Source organism: Haloarcula sediminis, from assembly GCF_035656455.1.
Taxonomy (GTDB): Archaea; Halobacteriota; Halobacteria; order Halobacteriales; family Haloarculaceae; genus Haloarcula; species Haloarcula sediminis.
The window spans coordinates 333299-351620 of sequence record NZ_JAYMGA010000005.1; the positions used below are offsets into that span (position 1 = coordinate 333299).

Below are 18322 nucleotides of genomic sequence, written 5' to 3' on the forward strand. Positions count from 1 at the left end.
AGGGAGGGACGGGTTGGTGGCTGGGGCCACTACGGACCGGTAGTCGGTCTATAACAAGGCACAGTTACGTTCCAGCCGGGACACGTTGAATGCACACTGAACGGCTCCTCTCGGCCGGAGTAGCTATCGTCGTTATCGCCGCCGTGGGTCTCTCGGCGTCGACGCTTGAAACATCAATGTCGACGGACCCGGCCGACGCGGTCGATGTCCAGTGGGATGCACTGCCGCTGGGTGAGGACAGCCAGGGAGACATCGAGGGGGCTGCCGAAAAGCTCGACGAAACGTACCGCCAGAGCGGCGACGGTGGTGACACCGACAGCCAGGGAGGGAAAGCCGGGGATACCCAGGCGCAGAATACACAGGCGGGTGACGGGACAGCCGAGCCACAACAGGCCGGTGACGAAGCCGGCGACCCGCAGGACGAGAGCGCGGGTGACGCCGACACACCGGCCGGTGGCGGCGCCCAGTCGGACTCGGCCAGCGACAGCGGTCTGTCTCCGGCCGGGCCACCGTGGACGCTGTTCCTGTGGCTTTTCGTCCCGCTCACGTTCGTCTTCCTGGCCTACCGCGAGCTCCGTATCGCGCTCGGTCCCGACGGCGACGGCCCGGCGGCCGACTCACTCTCGCCAGCCCCGAACAACGACGTAGAGCGGGCCTGGGCCGAACTGGTCGCGCAGGCGAGCGTCGACCGGCCCCGGACACGGACGCCCAGAGACTGCGCCCGTCGCGCGGTCGAGCAGGGCTTTGACGCAAGTCAGGTCGACCGGCTCCGGCGGACCTTCGAGGACGTCCAGTACGGGACAACACCGCCAACCGATGAGCAGGCCCGCCTCGCCCGCGAAAGTCTCGCTCGCCTCGACGGTGAGCGCGCGTGAGCACGACTGCCCGCCGGCTGGGTTGGCTCGCGCTCGCCGCCAGCGGCGTCGCGGCCTTCGCGCTGGCGCTGGTCCCCGGCATCGCGGCGCTGTTGCCGGTCGAGGCGGTCCTTGCCTGGCTCGGCAACGACTACTTCCTGCTTGGTGCCTTCGGCGGCGTCGCGCTCGTAGTTTTGAGCTGGATGGTTGCCCGGCGCGCGACGGGACAGGTCGATCAGGCGGTCCCACCGGACCCGGAAACGGTTCCCGACGCCCCGCGGCCTGGCGAGCGAGTCGATACCCTGCTGTCCCGGTGGCCGTGGCGCATAGACCGGAGCGACCGGGAGTATCTGCGCGACCGGCTCCGGACCGCAGCCGTCTACGGCGAACTCGCCGAAGGCCGGAGCAAGGCAGCCGCCAGGAAGCGCGTCGAGGTGGGAGCCTGGACCGAGGACCCGGTCGCGGCCCGCTTCCTGGCCGAGTCGGGCGGACCCACGGTGACCGAGCGTCTGCGTCTCGGGCTGCGGATCGACTCCTGGACCCAACACGGTGCCCGTCGGACCGTCGGGGCGCTCGTTGACGGAGGGACGGATCGGTGACCCTCCGGACGACCGGGCGCTGGCGCGGTCTCGTCGCCGTCGCGCTGTTTTTCGTCGCTGTGGGCGTTCTGACCGAGCGCCCCGCGACGCTGCTGGTCGGCGTCGTCGGCGCAGGGCTTGCGACCTATCCGAAGCTGTCGCGTCCGCCGACGGTCGAGCTGGACTTGGACCGGCGGCTGGGCGAGGCACGACCGGCCCGGGGCGAGCCGGTGACCGTCACGACCAGCGTCACGAACACCGGCGGCCGGACGCTCGCCGATTGCAGAATTGTCGACGGCGTCCCGGCGACACTCTCGGTCGCCGAGGGCAGCCCGCGCCACGCCGCTGTCCTCCGCCCCGGCGAGACAACCGAGTTTAGCTACGCCGTCGAGAGCGGGGCCGGCCGCCACCAGTTCGACCCGGCGACGGTCATCGCCCGGGACGTCACCGGCACCCACGAGGTCGAGACGACGGTCGCCGACAGCACGGAGATACAGGTCGAGGACGCTGTCCCCGAGCTCCCGGTCCGCCCGGCGCCCGACGGTCATGCGGGCCGGCTGGTCACGGACGAGGGCGGCAGCGGTATCGAGTTCCACTCGGTCCGGGAGTACCGTCCTGGCGACCCGATGAGCCGCATCGACTCGAAACGGTGGGCCAGGACCGGCGAGCTGACCACCGTCGAGTTCCGCGAGGAGCGGCCCACCTCGGTCTGCCTGCTGGTCGACGCCCGCACGGCGGCCTACCGGGCCGCGGCCGAGGACCGGCCCAACGCGGTCGCCCACTGCCTCGCCGGGGTCGAACAACTAATCTCGGCGCTATCGGACACCCGGGACGCCGTCGGGCTGGCCGCCTTCGGCCGGGAGCTGTGTTTCCGCGCCCCCGGCGTCGGCACCGACCACGAGACGGCGCTGTGGCGCCTGCTCGCGGCCCACCCGGCATTCGACGCGACGCCGCCCGGGACGGTCCGAACACAGGGCGTGACCGACGGCGACGACGACCTCGACCGACAGGCGACCCTGCTGCGGAAACAGCTCGGGACCGACACGCAGGTCGTCGTCCTCTCGCCGCTCGCGGACGAGCGTATCGTCGAGACGGTCCGCACCCTCGCCGCGGCCGGCCACACCACGACGGTCATCAGCCCGGACGTGACCGCCGAGGGGAGCCTCGGCCAGCGGCTGGCCCGCCGGGAGCGGACCCTGCGACTGCGCGCCCTCCGGGGAGCCGATATCCCGGTTATCGACTGGGACCCGACGACCCCGCTGGGGACCGTCCTCCTCGCCGAGCAGCGACGGCGGTGGTCCGCGTGACCGTCAGCCACCGCCCGACGCCGCTGGCAAGCGGGCTGGCCCTCCTGCTCGCTGCCGTCTCGACGGCGATACTCGCGCCGACGGTCGGCCAGCGCGTCACCATCCTCGCCGCTCTCGTCGGCGTCGGCCTCGTCGTCGCCGGCGGTCGCGAGTTCGAGGTCCCGCTCCCGCAGGGAACGGTGTGGACGGCGCTTGGCGCGGCGCTCGTCCTCGGGGCGATTCTCCGAGGCGAGACCCTCGCCGACCCCCGCCAGAGCATCGAACTGGTGCCCGGCCTCGTCGGGATGGCGCTCGTCGGACTCGGCGTTCGCCCGGTCCGGCAGCGCTTTGCCCGCCGGTTCGTCTCGGCCGGGCTCGCGATTATGGTGGTCGGCGTGGCGCTGGTCGGGGTCTTCGAGGCCGCCGGCCCGCTGCGCCTGCTGGGGGCGACCGCCGCCGCCATCGCCGCCTGGGACGCCGCCGAACACGGCATCAGCCTCGGCGAACAGCTCCGGACCGACGCCGAGACGCGCGCGGTGTCGCTGCTACACACCGGTGCAACGTCGGCCTACGGCGCCGCCACAGTCGTCGTCGCGATACTGTTGTACGACTACGGGGCGACCGGGCTCTCACTGGGCGCGCTCGTTCTCCTGCTCGCCGCCGCGGTCACTCTGCTGGCGCTTTTGTATAGGTAACCGTCGGCACGGGCACCTCCTCAAGGAGATCCGCGACGACGGCCGCCTTCCCCACGTCCTCGACGCGGGCGTCGGGCGTCAGGACGAGCCGGTGGGCCAGCACGACCGGCGCGATTTCGGCGACGTGGTCGGGCGTGACGTAGTCGCGGCCGCGGACGACCGCGAGCGCCCGGGCCGCCTCGAACAGCCGCTGGGTCCCTCGCGGGGAGACGCCGGTCTCGACGCGCCCGTCCTCGCGGGTCGCCCTGACCAACTCGACCACGTAGTCCCGGACCTCGTCGGCGACGTGGACCGCCTCGGGCGCGCGCCGGAGCGCGGCCGAGTCGACGCTCCCGGCCTCGACGCCGGGCGTGGGGTCGGTGCGTTCGGCCCGGCGGTCGACGAGTTCGCGCTCGCCGGCCTCGTCCGGATAGCCGAGGCTCGTCTTCACGACGAAGCGGTCGACCTGTGCCTCCGGCAGCGGGAAGGTCCCGTCCTGCTCGATGGGGTTCTGGGTCGCGATGACGAAGAAGGGGTTGGGCAGCTCGTGGGTCCGCCCCTCGATGGTCACCTGCCCCTCGGCCATCGCCTCCAGCAGGGCGGCCTGGGTCTTGGGCGAGGCGCGGTTTATCTCGTCGGCCAGCACCACGTTACCGAAGATGGGGCCGGGCCGGAACTGGAACTCTCCGGACCCCTCGTCGAAGACGTAGGTACCGGTCACGTCCGCGGGCAGCAGGTCCGGCGTGAACTGGATGCGCGAGAAGGAGAGCCCCAGCGCCCCGGCCAGCGAGCGCGCCGTCAGCGTCTTGCCAGTGCCGGGGACGTCCTCCAGGAGGACGTGTCCGCGCGCCAGAAACCCGGAGAGGACGGTCTCGAGGGTCTCGCGGTCGACGACGACGGCCCTGGAGACGGTATCGATGACGGTGTCACAGTGGTCGGCGGGTGTGTCCGAACTCATCGGACGAGGGTGGGCGGTTTCGAGGGTTTGTTATCACTGACCTACCGGGACTGTCGGCGTCCGCACAGCCGCAACCGGGTCCGGAGCCCTTGCAGGGGCAAGGCGTCCGTTCACCCCGATTCCCGCCCTCGCCCTACGTGCTATGGAACGGAACGCACTCGGCTGGTTCGGCTGGTTCTCAGTCGCCGGCTTCGTCATCCTGACGGCACTGTTCGCCCTCGACCTGTTCGCCGATGGTCTGTGGGCGTTCTCGGCGTTCTGGACACTCGTCGTCGCCGTCGTCGCCGGCATCGGGGCGGTCGCCCTCTATGCCGGCGACGACCCGACGGCCGAGACGTACGAGGAGACGACCACCGGAGCGGGCCAGCGGTAACCGACCGTCACCAGAATACCGAGGTGGATGCCCCGTCCTCAAGGAGCGAACGTAGTGAGCGAGTAGGACGGGGAAGAAACCGGCAGTACCTCTCACAGTATACGGACAACAACAAACCTACCCCAACTTTTAAGTACCTATATACTGGTATGTGAAATTACAGTGGAGTACCGTCGTACCGCCGTTATCAAGCTTGACACGCCCGAAGGCGCGGATACACACCTTCGAGAAACTGTCGAGCAATTCAAATACTGTGCCAACACCGCAAGCGAGTGGTGCTGGCACGGCGACGACGGCTACCACGTTACCTCGAAAGCCAAAGCCGAACGCGGCCTCTACGGTCAGCTACGCGAGGAGACAGAGTTGACCGCGAATCTCGTCCAGAAAGGGATTCGCCAAGCCGTCGAAGCCATCAAAAGCGGTGTCGAACGGCTCAAGAACGACCAAGAGACATCTCGCCCGACGTTCACGGCTGATACCGCCATCTACGACAAGCGAAGCGCCACATTCCACCGTGACCACGTTTCGCTATCGACACCGGACGGGCGTATCGAGTGTGACTACGTCCTCCCCGACGACGCGGAAAAGCCGCCGACGAAGTACGTCACGGACGAGGACTACGAGTTTCGGCGAGCGACACTCCATCGGCGTGACGGCGACTGGTTTCTCCATGCGTCGATGCTCAAAGAGGACGACACCGACACCAGCACCGGGCACAAAACAGTCCTCGGTGTGGACCTCGGTGTGAACCAACTCGCGGTCGCTTCGACCGGACGCTTCTGGTCGGCAGATGAGTTCAACCACTGGAAACGCGAGTACGAGAAGCGGCGTGGCGGCCTCCAGCAGTGTGGAACGAGAGCGGCTCATAATGCGATAACAGGCGTCAAGCGGAAAGAGGACGGACGCTTCGAGATATTCCTGCATCGTGCCGCCAACGAAATCGTAGCCGAAGCCGCCGAACACGATTGTTCGCATATCGTGTTCGAGGACCTAACCGACATTCGTGAGAACGTGCCAGAGGCGTCGTGGCACCATCTATGGGCGTTCCGTCGTCTCTACGAGTACGTCGCCTACAAAGCCAGAGAGCAGGGCGTCGAGGCCGTGCAAGTGGACCCACGGAACACGTCAAAGCGGTGTTCGACTTGTGGATTTACCCACGACGACAACCGCCACGACGAAGACTTCGAGTGTCAGGACTGTGGCTACCAGAACCACGCCGACTACAACGCTTCCAAGAACATCGGCCTTCAGTATCTCCGGCGTCGGCAAAACGCAGACGACGGAGGCGCACCCGTAGACGTGCGCTTGAATCGCGGGACGCTGAACGTGAGTGGAGAGTACAACCTTCCCGCCTCTTCTGAGGCGTAGAACAGGAGTCCACGCGAAAGCCCTTCCCTCAACGAGCGAGCGGGTCCTTCGACCCCAAGCGAAGTAGGGGAGGGTAGTTTACCACGGCGCGTCGCGTGTCGCGTCGGCCGGTTCGGTACACTCGCTCTGCCGCTGTAGAATCGCGACGTACTGGTCGCTCGCGAGTTCCACTTCGTCGCCGTACTGGTCGCTGTGGGGGTAGACGCCGAGCGGTGCCAGGTCGCGCAGCGACCCCGGCTCCGGGCGCTGGGGGACGAAGTTCGGCGGGCGCTCGCCGAACTCCGCGACGATCTCGTAGTCGTACTCGCCGTCTACCAGCGCCCGGATGTACTCCTGGCGCGGCTCGGGATAGAAGTCAACCTCGGAGCTGCGCTGGGACTCGGGGATGTCCTGGAGATAGAGCAGCTCCTTGTCGCCGACCTGGATGTACTCGGGACAGGGGTCGACCTCGCTGCTCTCTTCGGGAGGAGTGTTGAGGTTCATGCCGTGGGGGACGGCGTTCTCGAAGAACGCGTGGAAGTACACCTCCATCGTGGCGTCCTCGTCGGCGTTTTCGTTGAGCCACTCGGTCGCCTCGTCCCGGGGCATCGAGGCGAACATCCCGACGCCGACGCCGGCGTAGATAGCCGAGGTCACGACGACGAACGCCATCGCCGTGCGGGCGGCCCGCCTGCGGTGGGCAGCGAGTCGCCGGAGCGAGTCGGCGAGCAACAGCGCCGCGAGCGGGAACGTCGGGAGGATGTGGTGGACCCGCCAGTCGTGCCACCGCGCGAAAAAGAGGACGAAGACGAGCAACGCCCCGACCACCAACGCCCGCTCGTCGAACCCCGGGACCCGCTCTCTGAGTGCCGTCCGGTCCGGCGCGAGGCGGGCGAGATGGACGACACTTGCGACCAGCCCGCCGATGGCACCGAGCAACAGCGGCCAGCCGAAGGCGCTCCCGTAGGTCCGCAGGAACCACCACCACGTCGGCGCCGTTGGCCCGACGACTCGGGTTGGCCGACCGAAGCGCCCGAACCAGCGGTGGTAGACGGCCTCGAAGTCGCCAACCAGCGCCGTCGGGTGACCGACGACGATCATGAGCGCGCCCAGCGCGGCCCCGCCGACCAGCAGCCGCGGTTGCCAGAGCACCCGCCGGAGCGGACCGTCCGTCACGCGAGCGCGCAACAGGAAGGCCAACACGATGACCGGTACCACGAGCGCGAGCGTGAGTTTGAACGCCATCGCCAGCCCGCCGGCGACGGTTGCGGCGTAGAACTGCCGGCGCTCACCGGTCCGGACGTAGCCGACGAGGAAGTAGAGCGCGCCCACGAAACACATCGTCGCGGGCATGTCCTCGCCGCCCTCCTTGGCGAGCTTGAGGAAGCCGAAGGTCAGCGCCAACAGGAGGGCGGCCCACCGGCCGGTGGTGCGGTCTTCGAGCCGTGTACCCAGCCGGTAGAGCAGGTAGACGGTCACGACGGCGAAGGCGACGTTCGTCAGCCGGACGAACGTGAGACTCCACGTCCATATCCACCGGGGCGTGTCCGCCCACAGCGGGTAGTGGCCGTAGACGTAGGCCGGGTCACGCATCGCAGCGATGGCGTCTAACTGGCCGGTCGCGGCGGCTGCCACGACGACCGGCAGCGTCGCCAGCAGATACACCCACAGCGTGCCGCCGAAGGGGGCCCGACTCCAGGAGAGGCCTTCGCGGACGCCGTGGAGGCTGGGGTCGTGGACGATTTCGGCGTAGGCGACCAGGGCGTCTAACACCCGGTCGTGTTCGTCCCAGGTCACGAAGACGGGGATGCGGTGCCAGAAGCCGAAGCCGGCCAGCACCAGCGCCCCGAGCAGGAGATACTTCAGATACGGGTCGGTCCGGAGGTCCCGGTATAGCTGGCGCTTCGCGCGACCGAGCCAGCGGAAGCGGGGACCCATCGGAACGTGGTTGGAGAAGGGTGTATAAAAAAACACATATCTGGGTCAGTCGAGAGCGGGTCTAGGAACCGGCTACGTCCGCGAACGCTCGGCGGCGTTTTCCGGCCCGCGGGCGAGCGCCGGGTATGGCCAGCGAGCCGACACCGGGCGAGATATTCGACCGGGCGGTCGCGGAAGGGCAGCGCCGGCTCGACCAGTCGCTGCTCGAACTCGTCTCGACTAGCTTCATCGCAGGCTTTACCGTCGTCTTCGGGCTCGTCGGGCTGGGTATCGTCGAGGGCCTCCTGGGACCGGTCGGCCACGGCGTCGCCGCGCTCGGTGGCGCGCTCGCGTTCGGCGTCGGCGTCGTCTTTCTGGTGGCGGGCCGGACGGAGCTGTTCAACGAGAATTTTTCCGACCCGGCCGCTGCGGCCGTCGACAGCGGCGACCCCAGCGTAGTGTGGGCGCTGTTCCGGCTGTGGGTCGTCACGCTCCTGTTCAACTTGGTCGGCGGCGGGCTGTTCTCGCTCGTCTTCGCGGTCGACGGTGCCCTGCCGGCGGGCACGACCGACGCGCTGGCGACAGTCGCGACCGAGAGCGCCACGCGGGGGCTGGTGGCCTCGTTCGCCCGGGCCATCGCGGGGGGCGCCCTCGTGAGCCTGCTCTCCTTTCTCCTGGTCTCGGTCGAGAGCGACGGGAGCCGGCTGTCGCTCTCCTACGTCGTCGGCGTCCTGCTCGCGCTCGGCCCGTTCGAACACGTCGTCGTCACGGCGTTGCACGTGTTTCTGGGCGTCCTCTTCGGCGCGGGCGTCGCCCCCGTCCGAGTCGGGACCGTGGTCGGCGTCGTCACGGCGGGTAACCTCGTCGGCGGGCTCGGACTGGTGACGTTCGCACACGTCGCCCAGGCCGCCGGCGCCAGCGAGGGGTGAGCCGGAAATCGATGCGCCCCGTATATTTCCCATATTTGTGTCGGGAAAATAGCTAGTGATTTTCACGCTATCTCGTAAATATTTACTCGCAGTAATGGCAACCAAACCACAGAAGAACGCGAACGATCCGTCAGTATCGCCCCGGGCGATCCCATCGAGGCTGTATCGACTCGGGACGCTTCTCAAGAACTTCATGCTGTTTAGCTCCGCGTATCTCGCGGTCATCGCGGCAGCCGAGGTAGTCATCGTCACCGAACTGCTCGACTTGCCGTTGACTCCGGCGCCGCTCGTCGCGGGACTGTTGACGTTCGCGGTGTACGGCAACGACAGAGTGGCCGATGTCGAGACGGACGAGCGGACCACGCCGGCACGGACTGCCTTCGTCAGGCGCTACAACCGGCTGCTGTACGCCCTCTCCGCCGCCGCGTACGGACTCGCGGTCGCGCTCGCGGTGCTTGGCGGCCCGGTCGCCTTCGCGCTGGCGCTCGTCCCGGGCGCCGCCTGGCTCTGCTACGCTCAGGACTGGCTGCCCAGCTTCGGGCGGGTGAAACGTCTCAAGCAGGTCTTCGTCCTCAACTCTGCCCTCGTCGCCGGCGCCTGGGCGCTCGTCGTCGTCTTCCTGCCGCTGGCCTTCGTCGGCGCACCGCTGACGCCGACCGCTGGCATCGTGTGTCTGATCTTCTTCTTGGCAACGTTCGTCGACGTGGAGATACCGAACGTCCGTGACCGCGTCGGCGACCGGGACATAGGTGTCAAGACGCTTCCGGTCGTCGTCGGTGTCCGGGGTACGCGGTACGCGCTTTACGGCGTGACGGCCCTCGGTGCCGCGGTGCTCGTCACCGCGTTTTCCGACGGCCTCCTCGCGCTGGGCGAGACCGTCTGGCTCCTCGTCAGCCTACTGTATCTGACCGGAGTCGTAGCCGCTCTCGGCCGTATCGACAACGACGGACTGCTCACCGTGGCGGCCGAGTGTAGTCGGCTCCCGTTGCTCGTTCTCGTGTTTCCACCATTGATGTAACGTACCGCCAAGTCGTGGGGGATAGACAGCAGTATTCTAATTTTTTCGATTTATTATGTCACAATCCATATACTGCAACAGTATTAGTTGAAGGCCTCCTCTTTTCGCTTGATCTACCCTATCTTATTTGTAACCTTAGCCATCAGATATCATACGTCGTGGTAGCACTGGTGCTCGTGAAGTTGGCGCTCGTTGGGTCGGTCGCAGTCGGTGTCACAGCCGGGCTCCTCGCGTGGCGGGAACGGCCGAAGCCAGGGGCGGTACCGCTGGTCCTCCTCATGGCAGGCCAGTGCTGGTGGTCGGCGACACTGATATTCCAGATACAGGCGACTACAACGGCTGGCCGGGCCTTTTTTATCAGCATCTCCTGGATCGGCATCGCGTTCATCCCCGTCGCGTGGCTCGTCTTCTCGTTGGAGTACAGTGGATACAACGAGTACACCACGCGGAAACACATCCTACTGGCGACCGTTGTCCCCGCGATTACGGTTTTCCTCGCTCTCACCGACCCGTATCACCAGTGGCTCTATATCGACACGCCGACGCGAGTTCCCGGCCCCTGGTTCTGGGTCATCGCGGCCTACACCTATCTGCTCGGCTTCCTCGGGATTGTCCCGCTGCTGGAGCTCGTCACGAGCCAGGTGCGGTCCTTCCGCGGCCAGAGCCTCGCGCTGCTCATCGGGCTAGTGGCCCCGTGGGCGACGAACCTGACGCACCTGTTTGGCTACCTGCCGACCGCCGGTATCGACCCGACGCCGGTCGCGTTCACACTGTCGGGCGTCGCGTATCTCTCGGCGCTGACCCAGTTCAGGCTCTTCGGCGCGAGCCCGACGCCCATCCGTCACGCCCGGCGGTCGCTGTACGAACAGATGCACCAGGGCGCACTCGTTCTGGACACCCACGGGACCATCGTGGACATGAACGACCAAGCGGCGACCCTCCTCGGGACGACGCCGGAGCAGGCGCTCGGGGAGCCCCTTGAAGCCGTCAGCCCCGACCTGACCACCACCGAGACGCCGGGCCAGCAAAAGCGCGTGTTCACGCCCCAGGGCACCGGACAGACCTACGACGTCTCCGAGAGTCCCGTCACCGACGTTCACGACCGGACCATCGGCCGCATCATCACGCTCCACGACATCAGCGACCTCTTTCGGATGCAACAGCGTCTGGAAGTGTTGCATCGCGTCTTCCGGCACAACATCCGCACCAACATCCAGGTCATCCTCGGCTACGCCGGCTACCTGGCGACACACAACAGCCAGTCGAAAGCGGAGACGCTCAAGCGCAACGCCCTGGAGATAGAGGCGACCGGCGAGAAGGTCCGCGAGATAATCGACGTCTTCGAGGAGGGCCGGAAAGACCGCGAGAACCTGCGACTGCACGCCATCCTCCAGGAGTGTGTCGACGCGACCGCCGAGGCCTACCCCGAGGTCACCGTCGACTACGACCCCGGCCCCCAGGATATCGTCGTCGACGGCCTCTTCGACATCGTCTGTTCGAACGTGATCGAGAACGCCGCCCAGCACAACACCAGTTCGCAGCCGTGGGTGCGCGTTAGCGTCGAGGTCGACGAGGGGACCGTCGAGGTCCGCGTCACGGACAACGGGCCCGGTATCGAGGACCACGAGCTCGCGCTAGTCGAGGAGGGAACCGAGACGCCGCTGAAACACGGCAGCGGCTTTGGGCTTGCGCTGGTGGTCTGGGGGACCGACATTGCCGGCGGCTCGGTGGAGTTTGAGTCCGACGAGTCGGGGACGTGTGTGACCCTAGAGATGCCGGTGGCTGGGCGGGGGTGAGGATTCCCGTTAGTGAGTTCTGAGACAGGCAGCTTCGATTAGTCCGAATAAGCGACGTGACCGGGTGTTCAATTCCTAGTAGACGTGAGCTATCGATACCTGATTCACCACCATTACTGACTCCGATGGCTTTATTCGCATCTCTTTGCTTACTGGTCGTATGAACGACGTACGCGAGGCGACAGAGGAACTCCTCGCGGACAAACCCGAAGCCGAATCCGCTCTGGAAGAAATCCTCGCGGTCGACGAGGGCGGTCCCTGGACGTTCGACGACCTCTCAATCGACTCCGGAACGTTCGGTGAGATTGTCTCGCGTGGTATCGCCGAGAAGGTCGACGACGGTTATCGGGTAACGGACCAAGCCGCCGTCAGTGCCGCAGTGACTGGTGACGCCATGGAGACTGGCGATACAGAGGAATCGCGAGAATGGCCAACGCTGTCACTCCCCGACGTGGATCGAAATGCCAGCCTGGCACTGGTTGGCTCGCTCGTTTTCGTCGCGCTCATGCGCACCGTATTCATGTGGCCCCGCGTGTTCCGGGATGGCAACGTGGTCCTCGCAAGCAACGACCCCTGGGGCTATCGCTACTATGTCGAACAGATACTAGCGAACGATGTCGCACCCTTTGCGTTTGGGACACTGACCGAGTATCTCGGTACTGGACTGGCCCAGGACCATCTCTATGTCGTTGTTGCGTGGTGGTTTGCCCTCGTGCTTGGCGGCACGCCACATGCGGCTGGACTCGCGTTAGCGTGGCTCCCGGTCATTGCTGGGGTTGTGAGTTCTATGTTTGTATATTTGATAGCAGTCAGGCTGACTGCGGATCGGCGAGTCGGACTCGCATCGGTACTGCTACTGGCGGTAACACCAGCGCATGCCTTCCGGACCGCACTCGGCTTCGGTGACCATCACGCGTTCGACTACGTATTCGTTGCCGCCACCGCCTACGCCCTCATCGTTATCGCTGACGAATATGTAGTTGAAGCGGACACTGATTGGCGGTCGCTCTTGTCAAGTTCGAAAGCTACCTGGGCTGGAATCTGTCTCCTCGGTGTGGGGATTGCCGGCCAGTCGCTTGCATGGCGAGCCGGGCCATTGCTATATATTCCAGCCGCTGGCTACGCGCTATACCGTGCTATTTCAGACGTTCGTGCTGGGCAATCACCACTGGTCGGGAACGTGCCGCTTGTTCTTGGACTTGGTTTGGCAGCAGTTCTGGCTGTCGTTCCCGCGACACTCTGGGGATGGGAAATGCGGTGGGTGCGTGTCGGTGCTCCCGCGCTCTTGCTTTTGGGTACTTTTGCCGTGTTACTCGTCGGTGAAATTGCGTTCCGAAGTGAGTGGTCGCTACAGGTAGTTACTGGTTCAGCGACGGGAGTCGGTGTGATCGTCGCTACGGGTATGTGGGCCACGATTCCGGAATTGTCCAAGACTATCACTGACTTCCTCAACTATCTTTCTCAGACCAACCAGAGCGGTATTGCCGAAACGACATCGCTTTTTAATAATGCTGGTATAGTCGGGCCGCTACTCATACTCGGGTTTGTATTTTATGTAGCTCTACCATATGGCCTCATGGATACGTGGCGGGCGTACAAGGAACACCGGCCGGTGCAGGTTGTCGCCACTGTATATTTCCTGTATTTTATTGTTCTTAGCGCCGTCCAGCTTCGATTTGCCGGATCACTGTCGGTGTTTGCATCGGTGTTTGCAGGAATCGGATTCATCCATCTGGCATCTGTTGTCGACCTCACTGAGGGAGTAGCCGGGAAGGTCCAACAGCAAGCCGCATCGGCGAAAGAACGGGTTGAATCACTTAGGATACCAGAGATGCGAACTATCGGCTATTTTGTAGTCCTGTTCCTGATGGTGGCGAGTCTCGGCTTCCTCCAGACACCGGTGAAGCAGTCACAGATTGCCGTCGACGATGGTACATACCAGACGGCGAAGTGGATCAGTTCGACGGTAAACGACACTGACGGTGAAGGGTATATCTTCAGTCCGTGGAGCCAGAATCGAGTGTACAATTATTATCTCGATGGCAATTCTGAGTCGTACGGCTACGCACGGGATAACTACGAGATGTTTGTCAGGTCTCGAAACGTAACAAGATGGTATCAGAATCTGAGCGGTCGGGATACGTATATTGTAACAGGAGAAATCGAGACAAAAAAACAGAATTCGCTGCAAACCCGGGTTCACGAGCAGTACGGGAGTGCATCAAATGGCAGTGATGGACTGTCCCATTACAGGACGGTCTATATCGGAGATGAGCATACGGTGACCGAGGTCGTTCCGGGAGCAACTATCATTGGGGTCAGAAACGATTCTGTGGTCCCTCTCTCGACCAGCAAGTCGATCAACGGAACGACATTTACCTATGACCGGAAGGCGGAGACGAACCCCTATGGACTGTATTCAGTCACGGTTCCTTACACTGGTCAATATACTATTGAAGATGAGGATGAGGTTAACATTTCTACCAATGACATACAGTCAGGAACTCGAACTGTTCAGCACGACCGCGAAGGCATAGCCCATTGGCCATTTGATCGAAGCGACGGGTCGGTAGTGTATGACCGAGTTGGTGGCCATACAGGAATAGTAAAGGATACAACAATCGTTGATGGTGTAAATGGGAGTGCGCTTGAGTTTGACGGACAGGACGACGGAATTGTAATTCCTGACCGTAACAATATAAATCTTAATTCATCGTTCACAATTTCATTGTGGTTGAGGGGCAATCTTACAGAAGCCGAGAGCACATATCCTACAGTGCTTCAGTATAGAAATTCAAATCAAAGAGTCGGAATTTGGGCCCGGAGTGACACCGATTTTGGAGTCGCAATTGATGGAATGTCACCAGAACGTCATAAAAACTTTGGTATACAGACTACTGAATTCAAGAATTGGACTCAAATTGTTTTTGTAGTTGATAGGGCCAGTTCCGAAAGTCGTCTGTATTCGAATGGCAGACTCCAGTCGAGAAAAAACATCACATGGACTAACAATATAAACAGTGGAGGTAGTCTAACAATTGGTTACCGACCCAATCAACATGCCCCTATTCAAATAGATGAAATTAAGCTATATTCGCGAAGCCTAAATTCCTCAGAAATAAATGAAAGGTATTCTTCCGGGAAATCATAGTAATATATAACTCATAGCTATACTCACAATCGGCCTTATTCCTTTGATTTATTTACTTTGGTTTAGATATCCGTGAAATTGAAAACGACTGTCGTCCCCATATTCAGGTTCAACGAGGGGCTGTAGGTACCCATCGTTGGGCTCTGTAGTTTCGATACACTGCGCTGGATTTCACGGGTATCGGACGCTCCGGCGAAGGTTGTAGACGATGGCTTTGAGGATAATTTCACGGAATTCGAGCCACCAGCTTCGCGCACGCTCGGCGGTGCCGTGCGTGCGCCTGATGCTTGAGAAGACGGTTTCAGACAGGATCGTTGGTGGTACCAATCACTGTCCATGCGGGCGTTGTGAGCGTGATCGAGTGAGTTGAACAGGCGGTGTTTGATCAGCGGGCGGATGCCGTTTCGACGGAGCTCGTCGCGGAAGGCTTTCGCGTCGTATCCTTTGTCAGCAGCGAGGCTTCGCAGGTCGCCCGCGTTCCGGCGGGCGACCTGCGGGCCGATCTTGGCATCGTGTTTCTTCGAGGTAGTCGAGTGGATGTCGGTGATGTACAGCGTTTCGACATCCACCAGCGCAGTCACTTTCAACGACCGGACGCGGTAGTCTGTGCGGTTTGCGTAGTGTCGGCTTGGTTGGTCACGATCAAAGCCTGTTGCATCGATCGAAGCGTGGCCGGTGCGTTTCTCGGCCGACGCGCCGAGAAACGCACGCCATGTCCCGGTCGGAATCCGCTCAAACCACGTGCGAAGAACCGTGTAGTGAGGCAGCCGTGTGAGGCCGATTTCGTCAAGGACACCGGGCATCTCACTCAGCAAATCAAGTGCAACGCGGTAGGATTTTCTCAGTTCGATACGGAGCGCATGGAGTGTCAGCATCGCCCATTCGGCGAACCCGCCACCCCCTTCGGGGTCGGCGGGTTCGTCCGGGTTTGCGACAACTGCTTTAGCTTTAGCGACCGTAACACGAGTGAAGAGACGGATTTCGGATGTCAAACCAATCTGTCTCTTCGCTTTCTACCGAGATAACGCAGTCGTAGCTGTTGCGTCTAGCGAAACTACAGTGCCCATCGTTGTTGTGTCGGAACCGCGTAGTGACATTCCCGACGTATTTCTTTTATGCTTCGCTCGCTCAAACCAATCTTGACATCCACGCTTATAATGAATCCGAAGACGACAGTGTAATAACGTCGCTCTACTGGCGGGGGTAAAGCCGAAGAGAGGAATGTGTCTAAGAACTCTTTCTTATCATTAAATAACTGATCACGGGCTCAAAAGCGCTATGCGGCCAGCCCCACAGTGGTGGTGAGCGGCCAAGTTGAAAACGGTTTGCCGGGTGGAAGTATCTCACACTACATTTCCTCCAAGTTCATATGAACGCAAGCTACGTGGAGATGGTTGATCGGGCTAGGGGATGGATTGGGTGCGCGCAATCTTGCAATTAGCCCGCACCGAGTTCCCGGCACCCTTGACGCTGTGGCTGTCGTTCAGGCGGGTGCCAACCCGTGTCTGGCACCAACTGCTCACACGGTCGGTAACCAGATGCGATCCACCCGAACATGGAGGGCTGGATGGGACGTTTTCGATCACCGAGCGGCATCCAGCCACTATATAAATCATCCGGACTACCTCATACTGACGCTGAAGCCGACGGTCCTTGTCAATACAGTTTCATATACCATCCCCGACATTTCCTGTTCGACACATGGCTTCAAGACTTGAATCCCGTGAACTCGTCGAACTTGTGCCATTCACAGTATCAAGCAGTCCCTGGACCCATGGAATCAAGCTACATCCGACGATTCGCCACGACGTTGCCAGTAGATATCTAAACCACCATTTGAATATGTCTTATTATAATGAGTTCGTAGGTGGGTTTCCGGCTCCCAAATTAATCGCCAAATGCCACCATTCAAACTGTAGACATCCACATTAGTACGATAAGCTATCTGCTGGTATCCATGGCTAGTGAGATTACCATTTAAAGACTTGGGAGTGTATGACGAGTATCTCTTTTTCTCTTTGAGATTATGATTTATCTCATATGGTGTTAATTCATTAGCAAAGTACCCATCAGTATAGATAGGATTATCAACATATTCATGCCCAAATTGCTTTCCTTGAACTTCTTCATTTGAAAGGTACATTCTTGGATGAGAAGGATGATCAGGAGAGACATAGATTACAGATAGTTGCGATACCAATATAATAGCTAATAGCAGCCTCGCTATATTTGGCCAGTGGGGTATTCCTTTAGAATATACTCCAGTAATCGCTATGGCAGCGAGTACCGCAAGGAATGGTTCTGTCATAAGAACTGCCCTGATTGGCCCTAAGCTAGGGCTTATTAAGCCTAAACTAATGAAGGCCACTCCTGTTGAGGATGCAGCAATTATTATCCATCCTACTTGATTCTTTGAATCATTTAGTAAAAGATACAACCATCCAATACCCCCCAATGGAAGTAATACGAAAGCATGTACTCTACGGATGAGAATACCGTACAAGCCTGAGTATGCTCTAATTGCATGGCTTGGATCTCCTCCTGGGGTGGATTGAAGAGAAACTGACCCAGTGGACAGCAGTCGTACAAATAGGATGCGGATCGAAATTAATAAATCTGTCAGATAGGTCCATTGAAGTACAAGAGCTATTGCTGTCATGGATACTAAAATAATCCACCGTTGATCCAATAGAGGGTTTTCTTTAGAGATTTTATTATTGGTCAAGGAGATACATATATACGCCCCTGTACTAGCCAACATAATCAATAGAGGCATTTTATGAGTGAATATTTGTGTAAACAACATCATGCCGGCAATCAAGAAAAACGCTTTTTTCTCTGTCTGTTCATACCAGATAGCTGAAGAGATAAATATCATCCAAAAAATAGCTGCGAGAGTCTGAGGAATCGGCCAATAGGAAAACCAGATAGAAATTGATGCTACTGCAGCAATAGCAGTTGCATACAAACTTGCCTGCTTATTTTCTGTAAGTCGGTATGTGATTGAAGCTGTAGTAGTTGGAATGGCTACCCCTACCGCGATTGGGAAAATCATCATGGCCTCCGCAGCAGTGGTATCCCCAACGATACCAAACATTGCTCCTAAGTCAAGAAACAAAGAGGCATCTGAATAAAAATACATATTTACTGATTCTATATTCCCGGATACCATGATAGAATGGATATTGTAGGCATATGTGTCAGGATCTTTTCCTATTAGACCCGGTGGAAAGAGAAATATATACGTTCGATAAAAAACAGATAATGAAATAATACCTATAACAGACAGGAAATAGGAATTTTTGCACTCATTAGAGATTGCAATGCTGACCATTATAGCACATACCAAACCAGCTGGGAGTAACGGGAATATTTTTCCGCTATACTCTACCCCCACTATTATCGACGAAAATAATAACACAACAACAGATATGATGAACT

At 60.8% G+C, this 18322-nt stretch carries 13 protein-coding genes and 1 pseudogene; 10 read left to right on the forward strand and 4 right to left on the reverse strand.

All coding sequences use genetic code 11. The features are described from left to right. Nucleotides 1-89: 89 nt before the first annotated feature. The 4 genes from VJ162_RS10820 to VJ162_RS10835 are packed head-to-tail and all read left to right on the forward strand — an operon-like array spanning nucleotide 90 to nucleotide 3413. Nucleotides 90-875: a DUF4129 domain-containing protein gene (locus VJ162_RS10820; protein WP_324664200.1), complete on the forward strand. Its 786-nt coding sequence runs from the start codon at nucleotides 90-92 to the stop codon at nucleotides 873-875. Next, the gene (locus VJ162_RS10825) at nucleotides 872-1453 is read left to right on the forward strand and encodes a DUF7269 family protein (protein WP_324664202.1); all 582 of its coding nucleotides are present in this window, start codon (nucleotides 872-874) and stop codon (nucleotides 1451-1453) included. Before VJ162_RS10820 ends, VJ162_RS10825 begins: the two co-directional genes overlap by 4 nt. Further along, nucleotides 1450-2739 (forward strand): DUF58 domain-containing protein, encoded by a 1290-nt coding sequence (locus VJ162_RS10830; RefSeq protein ID WP_324664204.1) that lies wholly within the window; start codon nucleotides 1450-1452, stop codon nucleotides 2737-2739. The genes VJ162_RS10825 and VJ162_RS10830 overlap by 4 nt, the downstream gene beginning before the upstream one ends. Next, on the forward strand, nucleotides 2736-3413 hold the full coding sequence (locus VJ162_RS10835; protein ID WP_324664206.1) for a DUF7519 family protein: 678 nt from the start codon (nucleotides 2736-2738) through the stop codon (nucleotides 3411-3413). Before VJ162_RS10830 ends, VJ162_RS10835 begins: the two co-directional genes overlap by 4 nt. Here the strand turns inward: VJ162_RS10835 and VJ162_RS10840 are convergent. Next, nucleotides 3385-4350 (reverse strand): AAA family ATPase, encoded by a 966-nt coding sequence (locus VJ162_RS10840; RefSeq protein WP_324664208.1) that lies wholly within the window; start codon nucleotides 4348-4350, stop codon nucleotides 3385-3387. The genes VJ162_RS10835 and VJ162_RS10840 overlap by 29 nt on opposite strands. 142 nt (nucleotides 4351-4492) lie before the next feature. Between VJ162_RS10840 and VJ162_RS10845 the strand changes: the two genes are divergently transcribed. Next, nucleotides 4493-4723, forward strand: coding sequence for a hypothetical protein (locus VJ162_RS10845; protein ID WP_324664211.1), 231 nt, complete (start codon nucleotides 4493-4495; stop codon nucleotides 4721-4723). Nucleotides 4724-4885: 162 nt separating this feature from the next. Next, on the forward strand, nucleotides 4886-6091 hold the full coding sequence (locus VJ162_RS10850; RefSeq protein ID WP_324664212.1) for an RNA-guided endonuclease InsQ/TnpB family protein: 1206 nt from the start codon (nucleotides 4886-4888) through the stop codon (nucleotides 6089-6091). Between the two features lie 78 nt (nucleotides 6092-6169). Here the strand turns inward: VJ162_RS10850 and VJ162_RS10855 are convergent, their stop codons facing one another. After that, nucleotides 6170-8008, reverse strand: coding sequence for an ArnT family glycosyltransferase (locus tag VJ162_RS10855; protein ID WP_324664214.1), 1839 nt, complete (start codon nucleotides 8006-8008; stop codon nucleotides 6170-6172). 125 nt (nucleotides 8009-8133) lie between these two features. Here VJ162_RS10855 and VJ162_RS10860 point away from each other — a divergent pair, with 125 nt between their 5' ends. The 4 genes from VJ162_RS10860 to VJ162_RS10875 all read left to right on the forward strand — a co-directional run bounded on the left by VJ162_RS10860 (nucleotide 8134) and on the right by VJ162_RS10875 (nucleotide 14881). Then, nucleotides 8134-8916, forward strand: a complete 783-nt coding sequence (locus tag VJ162_RS10860) for a formate/nitrite transporter family protein (RefSeq protein WP_324664216.1) — start codon at nucleotides 8134-8136, stop codon at nucleotides 8914-8916. A 94-nt stretch (nucleotides 8917-9010) separates the two neighbouring features. Beyond that, entirely contained in the window at nucleotides 9011-9934 is a 924-nt protein-coding gene (locus tag VJ162_RS10865; RefSeq protein WP_324664218.1) for a UbiA family prenyltransferase, read from the forward strand. A 170-nt stretch (nucleotides 9935-10104) separates the two neighbouring features. Further along, nucleotides 10105-11730, forward strand: a complete 1626-nt coding sequence (locus VJ162_RS10870; RefSeq protein ID WP_324664220.1) for a histidine kinase N-terminal 7TM domain-containing protein — start codon at nucleotides 10105-10107, stop codon at nucleotides 11728-11730. A 160-nt stretch (nucleotides 11731-11890) separates the two neighbouring features. Further along, the gene (locus VJ162_RS10875; RefSeq protein WP_324664222.1) at nucleotides 11891-14881 is read left to right on the forward strand and encodes a LamG-like jellyroll fold domain-containing protein; all 2991 of its coding nucleotides are present in this window, start codon (nucleotides 11891-11893) and stop codon (nucleotides 14879-14881) included. Nucleotides 14882-15052: 171 nt separating this feature from the next. Here the strand turns inward: VJ162_RS10875 and VJ162_RS10880 are convergent. Together VJ162_RS10880 and VJ162_RS10885 are read right to left on the reverse strand one after the other, a co-directional pair. Continuing rightward, a pseudogene (locus VJ162_RS10880) lies at nucleotides 15053-15873 on the reverse strand (IS5 family transposase). A 788-nt stretch (nucleotides 15874-16661) separates the two neighbouring features. Continuing rightward, the gene (locus VJ162_RS10885; protein ID WP_324664225.1) at nucleotides 16662-18215 is read right to left on the reverse strand and encodes a hypothetical protein; all 1554 of its coding nucleotides are present in this window, start codon (nucleotides 18213-18215) and stop codon (nucleotides 16662-16664) included. Nucleotides 18216-18322: the final 107 nt, after the last annotated feature.